At 70.6% G+C, this 18,292-nt stretch carries 20 protein-coding genes; 13 read left to right on the top strand and 7 right to left on the bottom strand.

What is annotated here, in order from left to right; translation table 11 throughout:
- The first annotated feature begins 148 nt into the window (after positions 1 to 148).
- Complete coding sequence (locus ACGFX9_RS20750) at positions 149 to 1,375, top strand: hypothetical protein (RefSeq protein WP_393473626.1); 1,227 nt, start codon at positions 149 to 151, stop codon at positions 1,373 to 1,375.
- Between the two features lie 51 nt (positions 1,376 to 1,426).
- Here the strand turns inward: ACGFX9_RS20750 and ACGFX9_RS20745 are convergent, their stop codons facing one another.
- A complete protein-coding gene (locus ACGFX9_RS20745) occupies positions 1,427 to 2,080 on the bottom strand; it encodes a PH domain-containing protein (RefSeq protein WP_393473623.1) in 654 nt (217 codons plus the stop codon).
- Between the two features lie 122 nt (positions 2,081 to 2,202).
- On the opposite strand from ACGFX9_RS20745, the gene deoC reads away from it, so the two are divergent.
- From deoC to ACGFX9_RS20730, 3 genes are read left to right on the top strand one after another with little or no spacing between them, the layout of a single operon-like run.
- The gene (deoC, locus tag ACGFX9_RS20740; protein ID WP_393474013.1) at positions 2,203 to 3,162 is read left to right on the top strand and encodes a deoxyribose-phosphate aldolase; all 960 of its coding nucleotides are present in this window, start codon (positions 2,203 to 2,205) and stop codon (positions 3,160 to 3,162) included.
- A gap of 3 nt (positions 3,163 to 3,165) precedes the next feature.
- Positions 3,166 to 4,608, top strand: a complete 1,443-nt coding sequence (locus tag ACGFX9_RS20735; protein WP_393473620.1) for an aldehyde dehydrogenase family protein — start codon at positions 3,166 to 3,168, stop codon at positions 4,606 to 4,608.
- Positions 4,598 to 5,491: an aldehyde dehydrogenase family protein gene (locus tag ACGFX9_RS20730; protein WP_393473617.1), complete on the top strand. Its 894-nt coding sequence runs from the start codon at positions 4,598 to 4,600 to the stop codon at positions 5,489 to 5,491. The genes ACGFX9_RS20735 and ACGFX9_RS20730 overlap by 11 nt, the downstream gene beginning before the upstream one ends.
- A gap of 92 nt (positions 5,492 to 5,583) precedes the next feature.
- Here the strand turns inward: ACGFX9_RS20730 and ACGFX9_RS20725 are convergent, their stop codons facing one another.
- Positions 5,584 to 5,982, bottom strand: coding sequence for a hypothetical protein (locus tag ACGFX9_RS20725; protein ID WP_393473614.1), 399 nt, complete (start codon positions 5,980 to 5,982; stop codon positions 5,584 to 5,586).
- Between the two features lie 124 nt (positions 5,983 to 6,106).
- Between ACGFX9_RS20725 and ACGFX9_RS20720 the strand changes: the two genes are divergently transcribed.
- Entirely contained in the window at positions 6,107 to 6,745 is a 639-nt protein-coding gene (locus ACGFX9_RS20720) for a uridine kinase (RefSeq protein ID WP_393473612.1), read from the top strand.
- A 163-nt stretch (positions 6,746 to 6,908) separates the two neighbouring features.
- Here the strand turns inward: ACGFX9_RS20720 and ACGFX9_RS20715 are convergent, their stop codons facing one another.
- Positions 6,909 to 7,688, bottom strand: a complete 780-nt coding sequence (locus ACGFX9_RS20715; RefSeq protein ID WP_393473609.1) for a SigE family RNA polymerase sigma factor — start codon at positions 7,686 to 7,688, stop codon at positions 6,909 to 6,911.
- Positions 7,689 to 7,880: 192 nt separating this feature from the next.
- Here ACGFX9_RS20715 and afsQ1 point away from each other — a divergent pair, with 192 nt between their 5' ends.
- The 5 genes from afsQ1 to ACGFX9_RS20690 all read left to right on the top strand — a co-directional run bounded on the left by afsQ1 (position 7,881) and on the right by ACGFX9_RS20690 (position 11,755).
- Positions 7,881 to 8,558 carry a two-component system response regulator AfsQ1 gene (afsQ1, locus tag ACGFX9_RS20710; RefSeq protein WP_393473606.1) on the top strand — a complete coding sequence of 226 codons (678 nt, stop codon included), beginning with the start codon at positions 7,881 to 7,883 and terminating at the stop codon, positions 8,556 to 8,558.
- A 50-nt stretch (positions 8,559 to 8,608) separates the two neighbouring features.
- Entirely contained in the window at positions 8,609 to 10,132 is a 1,524-nt protein-coding gene (locus ACGFX9_RS20705; protein ID WP_393474011.1) for an ATP-binding protein, read from the top strand.
- The gene (locus ACGFX9_RS20700; RefSeq protein WP_393473603.1) at positions 10,129 to 10,731 is read left to right on the top strand and encodes a hypothetical protein; all 603 of its coding nucleotides are present in this window, start codon (positions 10,129 to 10,131) and stop codon (positions 10,729 to 10,731) included. The genes ACGFX9_RS20705 and ACGFX9_RS20700 overlap by 4 nt, the downstream gene beginning before the upstream one ends.
- A gap of 180 nt (positions 10,732 to 10,911) precedes the next feature.
- Positions 10,912 to 11,460: a VanZ family protein gene (locus tag ACGFX9_RS20695; RefSeq protein ID WP_393473600.1), complete on the top strand. Its 549-nt coding sequence runs from the start codon at positions 10,912 to 10,914 to the stop codon at positions 11,458 to 11,460.
- Between the two features lie 91 nt (positions 11,461 to 11,551).
- Positions 11,552 to 11,755 carry a PspC domain-containing protein gene (locus tag ACGFX9_RS20690; protein ID WP_393473597.1) on the top strand — a complete coding sequence of 68 codons (204 nt, stop codon included), beginning with the start codon at positions 11,552 to 11,554 and terminating at the stop codon, positions 11,753 to 11,755.
- Positions 11,756 to 11,856: 101 nt separating this feature from the next.
- On the opposite strand, the gene ACGFX9_RS20685 is transcribed toward ACGFX9_RS20690, so the two are convergent.
- Positions 11,857 to 12,273 carry an ATP-binding protein gene (locus tag ACGFX9_RS20685; RefSeq protein WP_393473594.1) on the bottom strand — a complete coding sequence of 139 codons (417 nt, stop codon included), beginning with the start codon at positions 12,271 to 12,273 and terminating at the stop codon, positions 11,857 to 11,859.
- Positions 12,274 to 12,415: 142 nt separating this feature from the next.
- Entirely contained in the window at positions 12,416 to 13,585 is a 1,170-nt protein-coding gene (locus ACGFX9_RS20680; RefSeq protein WP_393473591.1) for an adenosine deaminase, read from the bottom strand.
- Between the two features lie 114 nt (positions 13,586 to 13,699).
- Here ACGFX9_RS20680 and ACGFX9_RS20675 point away from each other — a divergent pair, with 114 nt between their 5' ends.
- Positions 13,700 to 14,464: an alpha/beta hydrolase gene (locus ACGFX9_RS20675; protein ID WP_393473588.1), complete on the top strand. Its 765-nt coding sequence runs from the start codon at positions 13,700 to 13,702 to the stop codon at positions 14,462 to 14,464.
- A gap of 9 nt (positions 14,465 to 14,473) precedes the next feature.
- Here ACGFX9_RS20675 and ACGFX9_RS20670 read toward each other — a convergent pair whose 3' ends face one another.
- Entirely contained in the window at positions 14,474 to 15,475 is a 1,002-nt protein-coding gene (locus tag ACGFX9_RS20670) for a LysR family transcriptional regulator (RefSeq protein ID WP_393473585.1), read from the bottom strand.
- A gap of 62 nt (positions 15,476 to 15,537) precedes the next feature.
- On the opposite strand from ACGFX9_RS20670, the gene ACGFX9_RS20665 reads away from it, so the two are divergent.
- Both ACGFX9_RS20665 and ACGFX9_RS20660 read left to right on the top strand, forming a co-directional pair.
- Positions 15,538 to 16,839 carry an MFS transporter gene (locus ACGFX9_RS20665; protein ID WP_393473582.1) on the top strand — a complete coding sequence of 434 codons (1,302 nt, stop codon included), beginning with the start codon at positions 15,538 to 15,540 and terminating at the stop codon, positions 16,837 to 16,839.
- 118 nt (positions 16,840 to 16,957) lie between these two features.
- Positions 16,958 to 17,965, top strand: coding sequence for a sigma-70 family RNA polymerase sigma factor (locus ACGFX9_RS20660; protein ID WP_393473580.1), 1,008 nt, complete (start codon positions 16,958 to 16,960; stop codon positions 17,963 to 17,965).
- Here the strand turns inward: ACGFX9_RS20660 and ACGFX9_RS20655 are convergent.
- On the bottom strand, positions 17,852 to 18,211 hold the full coding sequence (locus ACGFX9_RS20655; protein WP_393473577.1) for an STAS domain-containing protein: 360 nt from the start codon (positions 18,209 to 18,211) through the stop codon (positions 17,852 to 17,854). The genes ACGFX9_RS20660 and ACGFX9_RS20655 overlap by 114 nt on opposite strands.
- Positions 18,212 to 18,292: the final 81 nt, after the last annotated feature.

The following is an 18,292-nucleotide window of genomic DNA, read 5'->3' as shown; positions in this document are numbered from 1 at the left end:
AACAAGGGATCACAGGAAGGACGCGTGGCCGCGGCGCCACCCGTCCGAGTGGTTCCGCTGGTGCGGCTGCCCGCACCGATCCGGTGCGCTGCCGCCCGCCCAGGAAGGGTGGGCGGCAGCGCACGATCACGTTCCGGGAGCCGCCGCAGTGCCGTACGGACCGACCCCTGAGACCTCGACCGCCCAGGCGCCGCCCGCCACCACGCCCCGGATCATCCCCCCGTCCCCCCGCCCGAACCGCCCCGCACGCGCCCTCCGGTACGCGGCACCCGCACTCCTCGCCTACGGCGCCGTACGGCTCTTCGGCCTGCTGGTCCTCGTCCTCTGGTCGCGCGGGGAGCACCGGGGCGTGTGGCATCTGCTCGCGGAGTCCTGGGACTGCGACTGGTACCTGAAGATCGCCGGCAACGGCTACGCGCACACCCTGGGCACCCAGGTCGACGCCAACAACCTCGCCTTCTTCCCCCTGTACCCCCTGCTCATCAGGGCGGGCGGCGTCATCGCCCCGGAGCCGCGCGGGAGCGTGGGGCTCGCGATCTCCGTCAGCTGCGCGTTCCTCGCCGCGTGGGGGATCTTCGCGGTGGGCGACCGCCTGTACGGGCGCAGGACCGGCGTCCTGCTCGCCGCCCTCTGGGGCTCACTGCCCGTCGCCCTGGTCCAGTGGATGGGCTACACGGAGTCGCTCTTCACGGCACTCACCGCGTGGGCGCTGTACGCGGTGCTCACCGGCCGCTGGATCTGGGCGGGCTCCCTGGCCGCGCTCGCGGGCCTGACCCGCCCCACGGGTGCCGCGCTCGCGGCAGCGGTGTCCCTGAGCGCGCTGCTCACGCTGTGGCGCGCACGGCAGCGCGCATGCCAGGAAGAGGGCGGCCACAACCGCGTACGCATCCTTGTGGGCGCCCTGCTCGCCCCGCTCGGCTGGCTTTCGTACGTCGCCTGGGTGGGGTTCCGGCTCGGTCGCTGGGACGGCTACTTCGCCGTACAGAAGCTGTGGCGCAACGAGTGGGACGGCGGCGTCGGAACCCTGCGGGTCATGTACGACCTGCTCGCGGTCCAGCGGCCGCAGCTGTTCCTGACGATGGTGACGGCCACGCTGCTGGCTTCGGTGGCGCTGTTCGTCCTGTCGGTGGGCGACCGGCAGCCCCTGCCGCTGCTGGTCTTCACGGGGCTGCTGCTCCTGATCGTGCTCGGCAGCAAGGGCGTCTACTTCCCCCGCGCCCGCTTCGTACTCCCCGCGTTCCCTCTGCTGCTGCCGCTCGCGGCGGCGCTGGCACGCGCGCGGACGCATGTCGCCGTCACGGTGATGGTGGCGGCAGCGGTCACGTCGGCGGCGTTCGGCGGCCACATGCTGCTGGCGTGGATGGGCCCGCCGTAGGTGGATGGGCCCGCCGTGAGTGGATGGGCCCGCCTTGACCGGCCGGGCCCCTTAAGCGACGGCGAGAACCACCGCGAGCAGCACCGCCCCTGCCACAGCCGGCGCGAGGATCTCGTAGCCCCAGCGCACCACGGGCTCGCCCTGCGCGGACTGTGCCCCGGCGCGTTGCTCGGACAGTTCGCGCAGGTCGTCCATGATCTGGTCCCCGGCCGCGCGCAAGGACTCCGGCTGAGCCGACTGACCCGGCCGCCGCGAGGCGCCGCCGCTCGGATCCCCGGCCGCCACCCCCTGTGACTTCCTCCGGGAAGCCTTCTTGCGGCCGCGGAGGGAGACCGGGATGGCCCAGAGCTGGTACTTGGCGCCGGACTGGGTGAAGACCTCGTTCGAGTACCCGGAGCGCAGCCCCGAGACGGACGCCCACGGCAGCGAGATGGTGCGGAAGGGGTTGCGGATGCGGAGCCGGTCGTCGTTGGCGTACACGGCCGGGCGCACGGTGAAGGCGACGACGAGCGGCACCGCCAGGAGCAGCCCGGCGAGCGCGAGCCACGGGGTGCGGCCCTCGCCCCGGATCATCGCGTCGATGCCGAGCCAGCCGCCGAGGGCGAGCAGCAGGACGCCTCCGGCGATACCGCCGGACGACCGGAACGTCCGGTCCTTGTACTTGGGGTCCTCGGGCTCCGCCACGGGGGGCTGGGGGTCGGTCATACCCTGATTCTGCCTGAGGCCCGGCGCCGGGGGCCCACGGGTCCTGCCGGACCGCCCGGGTGCCATGACGGATCCGCCCCCTGTACAGCCGCTACGCGCGTAGATATGCTCCCCTCGTGACCATGCCCACTGCACCCGCAAACACCGCACACGCACTGTCCGACGCCACCGCGTCGGCCGGCACGCTGCGCCGCTTCCTCCACGGGCTGCCCGGCGTCGACACGGTCGGCCTTGAGGCGCGCGCCGCGGCGCTCGGCACCCGTTCGATCAAGAGCACGGCGAAGGCGTACGCCATCGACCTCGCCATCTCGATGATCGACCTGACGACGCTTGAGGGCGCCGACACCCCGGGCAAGGTCCGGGCGCTCGGCGCGAAGGCCGTGAACCCCGATCCGACCGACCGCGGCACGCCGACAACAGCCGCGGTCTGCGTCTATCCGGACATGGTGGCCACCGCCAAGGAGGCCGTCGGCGACAGTGGCGTCAAGGTCGCCTCCGTCGCGACCGCCTTCCCCGCGGGCCGCGCCGCCATCGGCGTGAAGCTCGGTGACGTGCGCGAGGCGGTCGCCGCGGGTGCCGACGAGATCGACATGGTCATCGACCGCGGCGCCTTCCTCGCGGGTGACTACATGACGGTGTTCGAGCAGATCCGCGCCGTGAAGGAAGCCTCCGGCGCGGCCCGGCTCAAGGTCATCTTCGAGACCGGTGAGCTGTCGACGTACGACAACATCCGCCGCGCCTCGTGGATCGGCATGCTCGCGGGCGCGGACTTCATCAAGACCTCGACCGGCAAGGTCGGCGTCAACGCGACCCCCGCCAACACCCTCCTGATGCTGGAAGCCGTACGCGACTTCCGCGAGCAGACCGGGGTACAGATCGGGGTGAAGCCCGCGGGCGGTATCCGCACCTCCAAGGACGCGATCAAGTTCCTCGTCCTGGTGAACGAGACCGCGGGCGGGGACTGGCTGGACAACCACTGGTTCCGCTTCGGCGCCTCATCACTCCTCAACGACCTGCTGATGCAGCGCCAGAAGCTGGCCACGGGCCGCTACTCCGGCCCCGACTACGTCACGGTGGACTGACCTATGACTTCCACGCCTTTCGAGTACGCACCCGCTCCGGAGTCCCGCTCCGTCGTCGACATCGCGCCGTCATACGGCCTGTTCATCGACGGCGAGTTCGTGGAGGCCGCAGACGGCAAGGTCTTCAAGACCGTCTCGCCCTCCACCGAAGAGGTCCTCTCCGAGGTCGCGCAGGCCTCCTCCGAGGACGTCGACCGCGCGGTGAAGGCCGCCCGCAGGGCCTTCGAGAAGTGGTCGGCGCTGCCCGGCGCCGAGCGCGCCAAGTACCTCTTCCGCATCGCGCGGATCATCCAGGAGCGCAGCCGCGAACTGGCCGTCCTGGAGACGCTCGACAACGGAAAGCCCATCAAGGAGACGCGCGACGCCGACCTCCCGCTGGTCGCCGCGCACTTCTTCTACTACGCGGGCTGGGCCGACAAGCTCGACCACGCGGGGTACGGCGCGAACCCGCGGCCGCTGGGCGTCGCGGGCCAGGTCATCCCCTGGAACTTCCCGCTCCTGATGCTCGCCTGGAAGATCGCCCCGGCGCTCGCGACGGGCAACACGGTCGTCCTGAAGCCCGCCGAGACCACGCCCCTGAGCGCCCTGTTCTTCGCGGACATCTGCCGCCAGGCGGGCCTGCCCAAGGGCGTCGTCAACATCCTTCCCGGGTACGGCGACGCGGGCGCGGCCCTGACCGCCCACCCCGACGTGAACAAGGTCGCCTTCACCGGCTCGACCGCCGTCGGCAAGGCGATCGCCCGCCAGGTCGCGGGCACGGACAAGAAGGTCACGCTCGAACTGGGCGGCAAGGGCGCCAACATCGTCTTCGACGACGCCCCCATCGACCAGGCCGTCGAGGGCATCGTCACGGGCATCTTCTTCAACCAGGGCCAGGTCTGCTGCGCCGGATCGCGCCTCCTCGTACAGGAGTCGGTCAAGGACGAGGTGCTCGACGCGCTCAAGCGGCGCCTGACGACCCTGCGCCTGGGCGACCCGCTGGACAAGAACACGGACATCGGCGCGATCAACTCCGCCGAGCAGCTCGCCCGCATCACCGCGCTCACCGAGACGGGCGAGGCGGAGGGTGCCGAGCGCTGGTCCGCCCCGTGCGAACTGCCCTCGTCCGGCTACTGGTTCGCGCCGACGCTCTTCACGAACGTCACGCAGGCACACACCGTGGCCCGCGACGAGATCTTCGGCCCGGTGCTCTCGGTGCTGACCTTCCGTACGCCGGAAGAAGCCGTCGCCAAGGCCAACAACACGCAGTACGGCCTCTCCGCCGGCATCTGGACGGAGAAGGGCTCGCGCATCCTCGCGGTCGCCGAGCGGCTGCGCGCGGGCGTGATCTGGGCCAACACGTTCAACAAGTTCGACCCGACCTCGCCCTTCGGCGGCTACAAGGAATCGGGTTACGGCCGCGAGGGCGGTCGCCACGGCCTGGAGGCGTACCTCGATGTCCGATAACCGACTGAGTGTCTTCAAGACCTACAAGCTGTACGTAGGGGGCAAGTTCCCCCGCAGCGAGAGCGGCCGGGTGTACGAGGTGACGGACTCCAAGAACAAGTGGCTGGCCAACGCCCCCCTCTCCTCCCGCAAGGACGCGCGTGACGCGGTCGTCGCCGCGCGCAAGGCGCAGGGCAGCTGGGCAGGCAAGACGGCCTACCTGCGCGGGCAGATCCTCTACCGCGTCGCGGAGATGCTGGAGGGCCGGGGGGACCAGTTCGTCCGCGAGGTGGCCGAGGCGGAGGGCCTTTCGAAGTCGAAGGCCGCCGCCGTGGTGGACGCCGCGATCGACCGCTGGGTCTGGTACGCGGGCTGGACCGACAAGATCGCCCAGCTCGTGGGCGGCGGAAACCCCGTCGCGGGACCCTTCTTCAATCTCTCATCGCCCGAGCCGACGGGCGTGGTGACGGTCGTCGCCCCGCAGAAGTCGTCGTTCCTCGGCCTGGTCTCGGTCATCGCCCCGGTGATCGCGACGGGCAACACCGCCGTGGTGATCGCGAGCGAGGACTCCCCGCTCCCCGCGCTCTCCCTGGGCGAGGTCCTTGCCACCTCCGACCTGCCGGGCGGCGTCGTGAACATCCTGTCCGGCCGTACGGCGGAGATCACGCCGTCGCTCGCCGCGCACCAGGACGTGAACGCGATCGACCTCACGGGAGTCGAGGACGACGACGTACTGGCGAAGGAGCTTGAGATCGCGGCGGCGGACAACCTCAAGCGCGTCCTCCGTCCACAGCCTGTGGACTGGTCGGCCGATCCCGGCACGCACCGCCTGACGGCCTTCCTGGAGACGAAGACCGTCTGGCACCCGACGGGTTCACTGGGCGCGTCCGGCTCCTCGTACTGAGCCACTGGAACCACTCCCCGCGCGGCGAAGCCCCGGCCCTCCTCCGTCCAGGAGGGCCGGGGCTTCGCCCATGTGTATGCCCATGATCGGCATCAGGGCAGCAGCCTCGTGACAGAACCCACCAGCGGCAGCTCGTCCAGGGAGGCGCCGCCGGCCAGCGGCCCCGTGACCGCCGCCGTCGAGATCGGCTTGAAGTCCGCGATCCGGGTGCCCACCACGTTGTCCAGCGGGTCGACGCCCGTGCCGGCGAGCGGGTTGAGCTGCATCCCCTTGAGGGGCGCGAGACCGCCCGACGTGGCCTCGTGCAGCGCCCGGCCGAGCGCCGCCCCGGTCACCGGCAGATCGTCGGAGGCCTGCGGCGCCGCGGCCGGTGCGGCGCTCGCCGTCGCCGCGCCGCCGACACCGAGCGCGACCCCCGCGACGGTGACCGTCAGACCTGCGCGCAGCAGGGCGCGGGTGAGCTGCTTGGAGGCTGTTGCGTGCCGTGCCATGGGTACCGCCCGTATCTGTATGGAGTAATCAGATGCACACGTAGCGTAGTTGACGTGTGATGCGGGCACCAAAGCCCTACCCTTCGGGTCGCCTGGGCGGCTCAATGCCGCACACTGTTCTCTCGTGAGTTCCCATCCCCCGATACCCACCCGAGTCGTGCTGCTCGCCGGCCCCTCCGGCTCAGGCAAGTCGTCGTTCGCCGTCCGTTCAGGACTGCCCGTCCTGTGTCTCGACGACTTCTACAAGGAGGGCGACGACCCGACACTGCCACAGGTCCCCGGCAGCACGGACATCGACTGGGACTCCGCCGCGTCCTGGGACGCGGAGGCCGCCCTCGCCTCCATCGACCAGCTGTGCCGCACGGGACGCACGCGCGTTCCCGTCTACGACATCGCCACGAGTTCGCGTACGGGCGAGAGTGCGATGGACATCGAGCGCACACCCCTCTTCATCGCGGAGGGCATCTTCGCGGCGGACATCGTGGAGCGCTGCCGTGAGATGGGTGTCCTCGCGGACGCGCTGTGCCTGCGCGGGCGGCCGTCGGTCACGTTCCGGCGCCGGCTGCTGCGTGATCTGCGCGAGGGCCGCAAGTCCGTGGCGTTCCTGCTGCGGCGCGGCTGGCGGCTCATGCGCGCCGAGCGCGCGATCGTGGCCCGGCAGACCGCTCTTGGCGCGTATCCCTGCGGGAAGGACGAGGCGCTGGGGCGGGTCGCCGCCGCGGCGGCCGGCCGTTGCGTGAAGGCGCGCGCAGGCGCGGTGTAAGCACACACGCGCCGGCGCGGACACGCACAGAGCCGCGTAACTGCCCCCGCACAGCAGCGAGGACCGGAAAGACCCCCCGGCCTTCCGGTCCCGCCACCTACTTCCCCCCTGAATCCCCCGTGCTACCACCGCTTCCCCCCGGGAGCGGCGGCCCCCGTGATCCCTAGGCGACCAACTCGCCGAAGGACTCCTCCTGGTCACGGCCGAAGCTGAGGACCTCGTCCTCGCGCAGCCGACGCAATGAGCGCCAGATGCTGGACTTCACCGTGCCCACGCTGATGTCGAGGATGTCCGCGATCTCGGGGTCCGTGCGCCCCTCGTAGTAGCGCAGGACCAGCATCGTCCGCTGCAGTTCGGGGAGGCGGGCCAGGGCCTGCCAGAGAACCGCACGGAGTTCCGTGCCGCGCATCGCGTCCGTGTCGCCCGCCGTCTCCGGCAGTTCCTCGGTCGGGTATTCGTTGAGCTTGCGGCGCCGCCAGGCGCTGATGTGCAGATTGGTCATGGTGCGGCGGAGGTACCCGCCGACCGCGGCCTTGTCGCTGATCCTCTCCCACGCCCGGTACGTCGAGAAGAGGGCGCTCTGCAGCAGGTCCTCGGCCTCGAAGCGGTCACCGGTCAGGTGGTAGGCGGTTGCGTACAGGGAGGCACGACGCTCTTGGACGTAGGCGGTGAACTCCGCCTCCGAGACCGATGCGCGCTCCCCCGTGTCCTCCCTGTACGCGGCTCCCCCGTGAGCTCCCCCGTCAGTTCCCCCGTTGTCCCCGCGGGTTTCCCCGGAGAACGTGTCAACCACCGTCATGTACGACGTGTGCTGACGCCCGGTGCCGCGAGCGCACCCCCGCCCGCTCACGGCACCGGACTTCTCGTGCCTCTCGGCAGTCCGGACCACGTCGTGGAGACGCGTGATTACTGCGCTTGAGCTGGTGCTGTGCAGTGTGTTCATCTCGCGCCCCCCGTCGGTGGAGTCTGGCTTTTCCCGTGTGACCAGAACTCTGCCGGACCCACTTCATGGCGGTGTCCGCCGACTGTCACAGGCCTGCAACAGCGCTTCTGGTTGTGGGGAGGAAGTGTGGGAGCGCTACCTCACCACTCCAACAGTCGAACTGTGCCCGCACGATGGGACAGAATGGCGTCCGTGCCTTCCCTGTTGCTGATCGAGGACGACGACGCCATCCGTACGGCCCTTGAGCTTTCGCTCACCCGCCAAGGGCATCGGGTGGTTGCTGCTGCCACCGGCGAGGACGGTCTGAAGCTGCTCAGTGAGCAGCGGCCGGACCTGATCGTGCTGGATGTGATGCTGCCGGGCATCGACGGATTCGAGGTGTGCCGGCGCATCCGGCGCACCGACCAGTTGCCGATCATCCTGCTGACCGCGCGCAGCGATGACATCGACGTGGTCGTCGGACTCGAGTCGGGTGCCGACGACTACGTGGTCAAGCCCGTTCAGGGGCGGGTGCTCGACGCCCGTATCCGCGCGGTGCTGCGCCGTGGTGAGCGCGAGGCCAACGACGCGGCGACGTTCGGTTCGCTCGTCATCGACCGCGCCGCCATGACGGTGACGAAGAACGGCGAGGACCTCCAGCTCACGCCGACGGAGCTGCGGCTGCTCCTGGAGCTGAGCCGCAGGCCCGGACAGGCGCTGTCGCGGCAGCAGTTGCTGCGCCTGGTGTGGGAGCACGACTACCTCGGCGACTCCCGGCTCGTCGACGCGTGCGTGCAGCGCCTTCGCGCGAAGGTGGAGGACGTGCCGTCCTCGCCGACACTGATCCGTACGGTGCGTGGGGTCGGCTACCGGCTGGACACCCCTCAGTGACCAAACCGCAGGACAAGCTCCGCGGCTGGGCCGCGGCGCGCAAGGCGATAATGGCGGGGCTGCGCTTCACGAGCCTGCGGCTGCGGCTTGTCGTGGTGTTCGGTCTCGTGGCGCTCACCGCCGCCGTGACGGCGTCCGGGATCGCGTACTGGCTGAACCGCGAGGCGGTCCTGACGCGGGCGCAGGACGCGGCCCTGAAGGACTTCCAGCAGGAGATGCAGACCCGCGCGGGCGCGCTGCCGCCCAATCCGACGCAGGACGAACTCCAGCAGGCCGCGGGGACGATGGCCAACAGCAGCCAGCGCTACAGCGTGCTGCTCATCGGGGAGAACCCCGACGGCGACAGCATCGTGGGCTACTCCGACCTGGACGCCTTCACGCTGGCCGACGTACCGAAGTCGCTGCGCAAGACGGTGAACAAGGAACAGCCGCTCACTTCCAGCAACAAGAGCCCGTACCACCTGTACTGGCAGCGGACCGTCGACAACGGAACCCCGTATCTCGTGGGCGGCGCCAAGGTCATCGGCGGCGGGCCGACCGGTTACATGCTCAAGTCGCTCGAACCGGAGGCGAAGGACCTGAGTTCGCTCGGCTGGTCGCTCGCGATCGCCACGGGGCTCGCCCTGATCGGTTCCGCGCTGCTCGCGCAGGCCGCGGCGACCACCGTGCTCAAACCCGTGCACCGGCTCGGGGTCGCCGCGCGGCGGCTCGGCGAGGGGAAGCTGGACACGCGGCTGCGGGTGTCGGGCACGGATGAACTCGCCGATCTGTCACGGACGTTCAACCGGACCGCGGAGAGCCTGGAGAAGAAGGTCGACGACATGAGCGCCCGTGACGAGGCGTCGCGGCGCTTCGTCGCCGACATGTCGCACGAGCTGCGTACGCCGCTGACCGCGATCACCGCGGTGACCGAGGTCCTGGAGGAGGAGCTGGACGCCGAGACCGGTTCGGTCGACCCGATGATCGAGCCCGCCGTACGGCTCGTGGTCAGTGAGACCCGGCGGCTGAACGACCTGGTGGAGAACCTGATGGAGGTCACCCGCTTCGACGCGGGCACGGCCAGGCTCGTCCTGGACGCCGTGGACATCGCCGACCAGATCACCGCCTGCATCGACGCCCGCGCCTGGCTCGACGCGGTCGAGCTCGACGCGGAGCGCGGCATCACGGTGCGGCTCGACCCGCGGCGCCTCGACGTCATCCTGGCCAACCTCATCGGCAACGCCCTCAAGCACGGTGGCTCCCCGGTGAAGGTCTCGGTGCGGCTCGACGGCGAGAGGCTCGTCATCGCGGTACGCGACGGAGGCCCCGGCATCCCCGAGGACGTACTGCCGCACGTGTTCGACCGCTTCTACAAGGCGAGCGCGTCCCGGCCGCGTTCGGAGGGCAGTGGCCTCGGTCTTTCCATCGCCCTGGAGAACGCCCATATCCACGGCGGTGAGATCACCGCCGCGAACTCGCCCGACGGCGGCGCGGTGTTCACGCTGTGGCTGCCGCGCGACACGGACGACGCCGACGACACCGATGACGGCGACTGCACGGATGGCGAAGAGGCCGTCAAGGGAGATCGACCATGAACCGCCGGCGGCTGCGCGCCGCACTCCTCGCCACCGCGCTGACCGCGACGCTCGCCGGATGCGGGATCCGCTCGACGGAAGTGCCCACGGACTTCGGTCCAGGTCCCTCCCGCGTGCCGTGCGTGATGTCCGGGTCGAGCATCGCGTCGCAGTCCACCAGCGGGGTCCCGGTGCAGGTCTTCCTGGTGTGCGCGGCGCAGCTGGTGACCGTCGACCGGTCGGTGCGGATCCCCACGGACAAGGCGACGACGGACCGGGTCCGCATCGCCCAGGCGCTCCTGGACGAGCTGGCGCGCGATCCGTCGGGTCCGGAGAAGCAGGCGGGCTTCGCGACGGACGTACGCGGCGGCACGGCCGTCAGCGGCCCCGGCAAGGGCGACCCCGAGGACGCGCTGCGGTTCAGTACGTCACCGGAGGCTCTTTCGGCGTTCGCGCTGGCGCAGATCGTCTGCACGTTCGCGGACAGCGCGGCGGCGGGCGACGACCGCGAGGTCCTCCTGGGCGGCCCGGGCGACGACCCGCTGCGCCGCTACGAATGCACGCAGGCGGTCCGCCAGCGCCCCGGCACGGTGGCTCCGCCGACGGAGACGGTGAAGTGACCGGTGTGGACGCCGGTGTGGACGCCGGTGAGGACGCAGGTGAGGTGCCCGGCTGGGTGATCGCCGGAGTGATCGCCGGGGTGACCGAACAAGACAGTCACCCTGTGCGATCAGGACAGTGCCACAGACCGGGAGAAGACGCGCGGAACCGATCCTGCCGTTAGGCGCGTCTTGGGGTGCGTGCGTCAAGGCTCGGGCGGCCACGGGGCCGCCATCCGCTTCCGCGCGGCCGGAGGATTCCTCCTCGTCGCGCATCTCCTGTTCGTCGGCTGGCTCACTCTGCGTCCACTGGACGTGCCCTGGGTCAGCGCGGCGAACCTTCAGCCCTTCGCCGGCATCAAGGCGGATCTGGCGCTCGGTCCTGTCCAGGCGGCCCGGCAGATAGGCGGCAGCCTGCTGCTCCTCTCCCCGCTCGGCCTGCTGCTTCCGCTGGCCGGTGGGCGTGTCCATGTCTCGCCGCTCGGTTCGCTGGTGCGGACGATCGCGGCGGGGGCGCTGCTCTCGCTCGGCATCGAGCTGCTGCAGACCGGGGTCCCAGGACAGGTCGTCGACATCGACTCGCTGTTCCTGAACACCGTGGGGGTGGCCCTCGCGCACCTCGCGGTGGTGCCCGCGGCCCGGGCCAGGCTCCGCCGCCGTACTGACGTGGACCACCGGTCGGCCCTCCTGCGGGAGGACACCTCTCAGGGTCCGACCCCGACGATTCCCAGGGTCGGTATCGCACCCTAGAGCGACGCTTTGCCCGCTTCGTGAACGTAGCTTTGAGTCATCGGGGAAACGCCCCCGGACCTCATTCCGAACGGTTCACGAAGGAGCCACCATGACCGCCCTTGCCCGCCCCACCAACGGCCGGATGATCGGCGGAGTGTGCGCCGCCCTCGCCAAGCGTTTCGGCACATCGGCGACCACGATGCGCGTGATCTTCGTGCTCTCGTGTCTGCTTCCCGGACCGCAGTTCCTGCTCTACATAGCCCTCTGGTTCCTGCTCCCCTCCGAGGGCAAGGCCCGGCAAGCGGCCTGGTGAACCCGGTGACCAGGCGGTTCACGCCGACAGCGGCATACGCCGATGGGGCGCCCCCTTGAAGAAGGGTGCGCCCCATCGGCGTACACGCACGTGCGCGAAGGTCAGCCGAGCGGCAGACCATTCAGCGGCAGACCCTGCAAGGGCAGCCCCTTGGCGAGCGGCAGGCCGCCGAGGAGGCCCTCGAGCGGGCCGGCGGCGGGCTTGGCTGCCGCGGGCTCGGCTGCCGCGGCGCCCTGGTCTCCCTTGTCCTGCTTGGTGCTCTCGACGAGCCTGTCGACGGTCGGCGCGGCGGCGGTGAGGCCGCTGCCGACCGCGTTCTGACCGGCGGAGACGGCCTCGGGGCCACCGGGGGGCAGGGTGCTCGCGACGCCGTCGAGGGGCAGCGTCGAGGCAGTGGTGGCCAGGGCGGCAGCGGCACCGGGCTCGACGGGAGCGGCGGTGGCGGCACCCGCACCCGCGGCGGCGAAGGCGGCGCCGAGAGCGGCGACACCGAGAGTCTTGACGGCAGACTGCTTCATCTTCAATGCGTCCTTGATGACGGGGACTTTTGAGCGGCCCATGACCGTAAACATGTGAAGGGGCAGTCCGCAAACAGCGAAACAGCGAAAACGCGGCCGGGAATTAATGTTCCCGGCCGCGCCCGCTATGCCTAAATTATCGTTACGAACCGACAGAAGCCCTGGTGGAAGCGGTCTGACGGAACAGCCATTCGGACTTCAGCTCGGCATAACCGGGCTTGATCACGTCACTGATCATGGCCAGGCGTTCATCGAAAGGAATGAACGCTGATTTCATCGCATTGACTGTGAACCACTGCATGTCGTCGAGCGTGTAGCCGAATGTGCCGACCAGGTGCTCGAATTCGCGGCTCATGCTGGTGCCGGACATCAGCCGGTTGTCGGTGTTCACCGTGGCCCGGAAGTGCAGCTTGCGGAGCAGACCGATGGGGTGCTCGGCGTACGAGTCGGCGGCGCCCGTCTGGAGGTTGGAGCTCGGGCACATCTCCAGCGGGATGCGCTTGTCGCGTACGTAGCTGGCGAGGCGGCCGAGCTTCACCGTGCCGTCGTCGGCGACCTGGATGTCGTCGATGATGCGCACGCCGTGCCCGAGCCGGTCGGCGCCGCACCACTGCAGGGCCTGCCAGATGGACGGGAGGCCGAAGGCCTCGCCGGCGTGGATGGTGAAGTGGTTGTTCTCGCGCTTGAGGTACTCGAACGCGTCCAGGTGGCGGGTGGGCGGGAAGCCCGCCTCGGCGCCCGCGATGTCGAAGCCGACGACGCCGAGATCGCGGTAGCGGTTGGCGAGTTCGGCGATCTCCAGGGCGCGGGCCGCGTGCCGCATCGCGGTGAGCAGGGCGCCGACGCGGATGCGGTGGCCGTTCGCCTTGGCGCGCCGCTCGCCTTCCCGGAAGCCTTCGTTGACGGCCTCGACGACCTCTTCGAGGGTGAGGCCGTTCTCCAGGTGCTGCTCGGGGGCGTACCTGATCTCGGCGTAGACGACGCCGTCCTCGGCGAGGTCCTCGGCGCACTCGGCCGCGACGCGCTTGAGGGACTCCTTCGTCTGCATGACAGCGCAGGTGTGCGCGAAGGTCTCCAGGTAGCGCGGCAGCGAACCGGAGTCGGCGGCTTCCCTGAACCAGATCCCCAGCTTGTCGGGATCGGTCTCGGGCAGCCCCTCGTACCCCGACTCACGGGCGAGATCGACGATCGTGCCCGGGCGCAGGCCACCGTCGAGGTGGTCGTGCAGGAGCACCTTGGGGGCGCGGCGGATCTGTTCGGCGCTGGGCGTTTCGCGGTCCGTCTGACCGGCTTTGGTGGTCTGGCTCGTCATCTCGGCACTCTAGCGCCTACGCGCGTAGATCACCGGTTGGATCTCGCGGGTCGATACGTAACAGTGACCCGGCGGACGGGTGGCGTACACCATCGCTTCTGACACTGTTCTGTCATGGCACAGCAAGCGACGCCCGATTCCGCGCGCGCGGCCAGGCTCGGGCGGGTGATCGGTACGCGGCCATCGTCGGTGAGCGGAGCGGTGCTGCTCCTGCCCGGCGGCCACGAGACCTCCGCCCGCAAGCCGTCCCCGTTCGCGGCGACCGCGATGCGCGCGCTCGGGCGCAGGCTCGCCCAGTACGGCAGCGCGGAGGGGCTCGCCGCGCATGTCGTGCACTACCGCTGCCGCGGCTGGAACGGGGCGCAGGCCGAGCTCGCGCGGGACGCCCGGTGGGCGGCGGACGAGATCGTACGGCTCTACGGCGATGTCTCCATCTGCCTCGTCGGCATGGACATGGGCGGCCGGGCGGCGCTGCGGGCGAGCGGGCACGACGCGGTCAACTCCGTGCTCGCGCTTGCCCCTTGGCTGCCCGAGGACGATGTGGCGGCGCCGCCCGAGCCGGTGAAACAGCTCGTGGGGCGGCGGGTCCTGATCGTGCACGGCACGAACGACGAGCGGACCGATCCCGAACTCTCCTTCCGGCTCGCGGAGCGGGCGAAGAAGGCGAACCGCGATGTGTGCCGGTTCGAAGTCCACTCCGACGGGCACCGGTTGCATCAGCATCAGTCCGAAGTCTTCGCGCTTGCCGGGGACTTCGTGATGGGTTCGCTGTTCGGCCACGCCTACGCGCGTCCCCTGGAGGACGCGTTGGCGGCGCCTCCCCCGCTGGGGCTGCGGATGCCGCTTGCCGCCGGCTTCGGGCGGTCCTCGGGGCGGTGAGAGAGCGGCTCATTCCGGCAGCAGCCTTCCCCTCCGCCCCAGCAGGAACTTCTTGAACGCCGCGACCGGCGGTGTATCCGGATGCCCGTCCAGCCAGGCGACGCCGATCTCGCGTACCGCCCTCTGGCCCGTCACCGTCAGCTCCACGACTCCCGGGCGCGGCACGGCCGGCGGGGGCAGCAAAGCCACTCCCAGGCCCGCCGCCACCAGACCCCGCAGCGTCTCCGCCTCCTCCCCCTCGAAGGCGATCCGCGGTCTGAACCCGGCCTCCTGGCAGAGGTCGTCGGTGATGCGGCGCAGGCCGTAGCCCGGTTCGAGGGTCACGAAGGCCTCGTCGGCGGCCTCCGTGAGGCGGACCCGCTTGCGCCCCGCGAGCCGGTGGTCGTCGGGCACCACGAGCCGCAGCCGCTGTTCGTCCAGACGCCGGGCCACGAGGTCGGGCGCGTCCGGCACGGGCGAGGTCAGGCACAGGTCGAGCTCCCCGGCGCGCAGCCGCTCGATCATCGCCTCGCCGTAGTTCTGTACGAGGCTGAAGCGGACCCGGGGGTGATCGGCGCGGAAGGCGCGGATCAGGCCGGGGACGGTCTCCGAGCCCATCGTGTGGAGAAACCCGAAGGCCACCTTGCCCGACGCCGGGTCCGCGTCCGCCCGCACGGACTCCGCGGCCCGCTCCACCTCGCCTAGGGCCCGTTCGACGGACGCGAGGAACGTACGGCCCGCGGGGGTCAGTGACACCGTCCTGCCGTGCCGTGCGAACAGGTCGACACCCAGGTCCTGTTCGAGCCGTACCAGCGCACGGGAAAGCGTCGACTGCGGCACCTGCATCTCCTGCGCGGCCCGCGTCACGTGCTCCGTGCGGGCCACCCCGGCGAAGTACGCGAGCCGGGGCGAAAGGAGCGCCGACCACGACTCGGGGGTCAGCCCGGCGGGCGCCGGCGTGGTGGCCGTCGTGATGTCTCCTACGTAACTGCTCTGCGACAGACGCCGCCCTGAACTGCGCTCATGCACCATGGGAACGATTATCGCCAATCCATGCATTGGACGGATGAGTCATGTGTGCCTACGTTCGACACATGCCTCCTGCCAGTAGCGGGGCGTCCGCCACCCATGCGGTCGCCCTCACGCCGTCGTCCCCCGCCGCTGAGTCCGCCGAGCCCGCCGAGACGCGCCTGACGCCCGGCGGGCCCGGCTACCGCCGGATGAGCTTCGCCCTCTTCCTCGCGGGCGTGGCCACCTTCGCCCTCCTCTACTCGACGCAGGCGCTGCTCCCCCTCGTCTCCGCCGACTTCGGCGTGAGCGCGAGCTCGGCGAGCTGGACGGTGTCGGCGGCCACGGGCGCGCTCGCCCTCTTCGTACTGCCGCTGAGCGCGCTGTCCGAGCGGTTCGGGCGGCGGACGCTGATGACGGCGTCGCTGGCGGTCGCCGTGACCGTGGGGCTCCTCGTTCCCTTCGCGCCCTCCATCGGCGTACTCATCGCGCTGCGCGCCGTGCAGGGCGCCGCGCTCGCCGGGCTCCCGGCGTCCGCGATGGCCTTCCTCGCGGAAGAGGTGCGGCCCAAGGCGCTGGTCGCCGCGATCGGCATGTTCGTGGCGGGCAATTCGATCGGCGGCATGAGCGGGCGCATCATCACCGGCTGGGTCGCGCAGCTCTGGGGCTGGCGCGTGGCCGTGGGTGTGGTGGGCGTCGTGGCCGTCCTGTGCGCCCTCGCCTTCCGCGCGCTGCTTCCCGCGCCGCGCCACTTCACGGCCGGGTCGCTCAACCCCAAGGCCCTTGGCCGGACGATCCGTTCGCACCTCTCCAACCCGCTCCTGTGCAGGCTGTACGCGATCGGCGCCCTGTTCATGACCGTGTTCGGCGCGATCTACACGGTCATCGGCTACCGCCTCACCGAGGCCCCCTTCTCGCTCCCGCAGGGCATCATCGGCTCGATCTTCCTCGTCTACCTGGTCGGTACGGTCTCCTCGGCCGGCGCGGGGAAGCTGGTGGCGCGGCTCGGGCGGCGCGGGGCGCTGTACCTGGCGGTGAGCACGACGGCGGGCGGGCTGCTGCTCTCCCTCTCCGACGCGCTGGTCATGGTCCTGCTCGGGCTCGTCCTGATCACCGCGGGCTTCTTCGCGGGCCACGCGGTCGCCTCCTCTTCCGTGAGCCGTACGGCGACCACGGGGCGGGCACAGGCTTCGGCGCTCTACCAGTCCGCGTACTACCTGGGCTCCAGTGCGGGCGGCACGCTCGGCGCGGTCGCCTTCCACGCGGGGGGCTGGGCCGGGACGGTGGGCCTCGGGCTCCTCGCGGTGACGGGGGTCGTCTCGCTCACCGTGTGGGGGTCGCACGCGGCGCGGGTCCAGGAACGACGGGGGCTCGTGGCGGCGCACTGAGCTCTCCCGGACGACCACTCCCGCCTGCGGGTTTTCGCACTCCGGGGGCCGTTGTCAGTGGGCTGCGGTAGCTTCCGATGTGCCGGGACTTTCGGGGCAGCCGCAGGGGTGGGTCGGTATGAGTGACATCGCAGGTACGACGTCGGATCTTGACGTCACGTTGGAGAAGCACCGGGTCGAGCTGACCGGGTACTGCTATCGCATGCTGGGCTCCGCCTTCGAGGCCGAGGACGCGGTGCAGGACACGATGGTCCGCGCCTGGCGGAGCCACGACAAGTTCGAGGGCCGCTCCAGCCTGCGGTCGTGGCTCTACCGCATCGCGACGAACGTCTGCCTGGACATGCTGAACGCGGGCAACCGCCGCGCCCGCCCGATGGACCTGACGGCCGCGGCCCCGCTGGCCCAGGCCGCGCTCACGCCACGGCCCGACAACGTATGGCTGGAGCCGATGCCGGACGCGCGTGTGCTGCCGTCCATCAGCGACCCCGCCGAGGCCGCGGTCGCCAAGGAGTCCGTGCGGCTCGCCTTCGTCGCCGCTCTCCAGCAACTGCCGCCCAAGCAGCGGGCGGTGCTTATCCTGCGCGAGGTCCTCGCCTGGAAGGCCAGCGAGGCGGCCGAGCTCCTCGACACCTCGGTGGCCTCCGTCAACAGCGCGTTGCAGCGGGCGCGGGCGACGCTGGCCGAGGGGCCTGGCGACGACACCGCCACGTCCGACCCACTCGACGAGGAGCAGCAGAAGCTCCTCGAGCGGTACGTGGCGGCGTTCGAGGGCTATGACATGGCGGCGCTCACGGCACTGCTGCACGAAGACGCCATCATGACGATGCCCCCGTTCGACCTGTGGCTGCGGGGCACGGCCGACATCACCGGCTTCATGTCGACGATGGGCGCGTCCTGCGCCGACAGCCGTCTGGTGCCGGTCGAGGTCAACGGCACGCCGGGCTTCGCCCACTACAAGCCCGACCCCGAGAAGGGCGGGTTCACGCCGTGGGCGGTTCAGGTCATCGAGATCTCAGAGGGGCGGATCGCGGGCTTCCACTGCTTCCTGGACACGCCCCGCTGGTTCCCGCTGTTCGGCCTCCCGCTCCACCTCAACCTCGAAGGAAAGCCCGACGAGGTGCAGTAGTTCGGTCAAGTGCGGGGCCGGGTCCCGCAGCCGGATCCGGCCGCCCGCGCGGCGGGCGGTGAGTTGGAGGCGGGCCAGGGCGTCTATGGCTGCGAGGACGGGTGGCCCCAGGTCCGCCACGTCGCATACGAGGACGTCGGCGCCGGTGGCGCGCAGCAGTGTCCTGGCCTCCTCGCAGAGGCGGCGCGTGGCCTCTCGGTCGAGGGTGCCGGTGAGGGTCAGGGCTGCGGGCTCGATGGCTTCCATGTGGGGGGAGACTGCCCGGGGGCCGGGAATTCATCGGTAGCGGGTCCTCGCCCTGCGGGGGCTGGTGCTGGGGCCTTGGGC

It is taken from the genome of Streptomyces sp. NPDC048436 (assembly GCF_043200355.1).
Taxonomy (GTDB): domain Bacteria; phylum Actinomycetota; class Actinomycetes; order Streptomycetales; family Streptomycetaceae; genus Streptomyces.
This window is presented reverse-complemented; position numbering and strand designations above follow the sequence as displayed.

Excerpts from the sequence above, each read along its gene's own strand:
- ACGFX9_RS20745 (WP_393473623.1), bottom strand. The coding sequence starts at position 2,080 with ATGACCGACCCCCAGCCCCCCGTGGCGGAGCCCGAGGACCCCAAGTAC.
- deoC (WP_393474013.1), top strand. The coding sequence starts at position 2,203 with ATGCCCACTGCACCCGCAAACACCGCACACGCACTGTCCGACGCCACC.
- ACGFX9_RS20735 (WP_393473620.1), top strand. The coding sequence starts at position 3,166 with ATGACTTCCACGCCTTTCGAGTACGCACCCGCTCCGGAGTCCCGCTCC.
- ACGFX9_RS20730 (WP_393473617.1), top strand. The coding sequence starts at position 4,598 with ATGTCCGATAACCGACTGAGTGTCTTCAAGACCTACAAGCTGTACGTA.
- ACGFX9_RS20725 (WP_393473614.1), bottom strand. The coding sequence starts at position 5,982 with ATGGCACGGCACGCAACAGCCTCCAAGCAGCTCACCCGCGCCCTGCTG.
- ACGFX9_RS20715 (WP_393473609.1), bottom strand. The coding sequence starts at position 7,688 with ATGAACACACTGCACAGCACCAGCTCAAGCGCAGTAATCACGCGTCTC.
- ACGFX9_RS20705 (WP_393474011.1), top strand. The coding sequence starts at position 8,609 with ATGGCGGGGCTGCGCTTCACGAGCCTGCGGCTGCGGCTTGTCGTGGTG.
- ACGFX9_RS20700 (WP_393473603.1), top strand. The coding sequence starts at position 10,129 with ATGAACCGCCGGCGGCTGCGCGCCGCACTCCTCGCCACCGCGCTGACC.
- ACGFX9_RS20690 (WP_393473597.1), top strand. The coding sequence starts at position 11,552 with ATGACCGCCCTTGCCCGCCCCACCAACGGCCGGATGATCGGCGGAGTG.
- ACGFX9_RS20685 (WP_393473594.1), bottom strand. The coding sequence starts at position 12,273 with ATGAAGCAGTCTGCCGTCAAGACTCTCGGTGTCGCCGCTCTCGGCGCC.
- ACGFX9_RS20680 (WP_393473591.1), bottom strand. The coding sequence starts at position 13,585 with ATGACGAGCCAGACCACCAAAGCCGGTCAGACGGACCGCGAAACGCCC.
- ACGFX9_RS20675 (WP_393473588.1), top strand. The coding sequence starts at position 13,700 with ATGGCACAGCAAGCGACGCCCGATTCCGCGCGCGCGGCCAGGCTCGGG.
- ACGFX9_RS20670 (WP_393473585.1), bottom strand. The coding sequence starts at position 15,475 with ATGGTGCATGAGCGCAGTTCAGGGCGGCGTCTGTCGCAGAGCAGTTAC.
- ACGFX9_RS20665 (WP_393473582.1), top strand. The coding sequence starts at position 15,538 with ATGCCTCCTGCCAGTAGCGGGGCGTCCGCCACCCATGCGGTCGCCCTC.
- ACGFX9_RS20660 (WP_393473580.1), top strand. The coding sequence starts at position 16,958 with ATGAGTGACATCGCAGGTACGACGTCGGATCTTGACGTCACGTTGGAG.
- ACGFX9_RS20655 (WP_393473577.1), bottom strand. The coding sequence starts at position 18,211 with ATGGAAGCCATCGAGCCCGCAGCCCTGACCCTCACCGGCACCCTCGAC.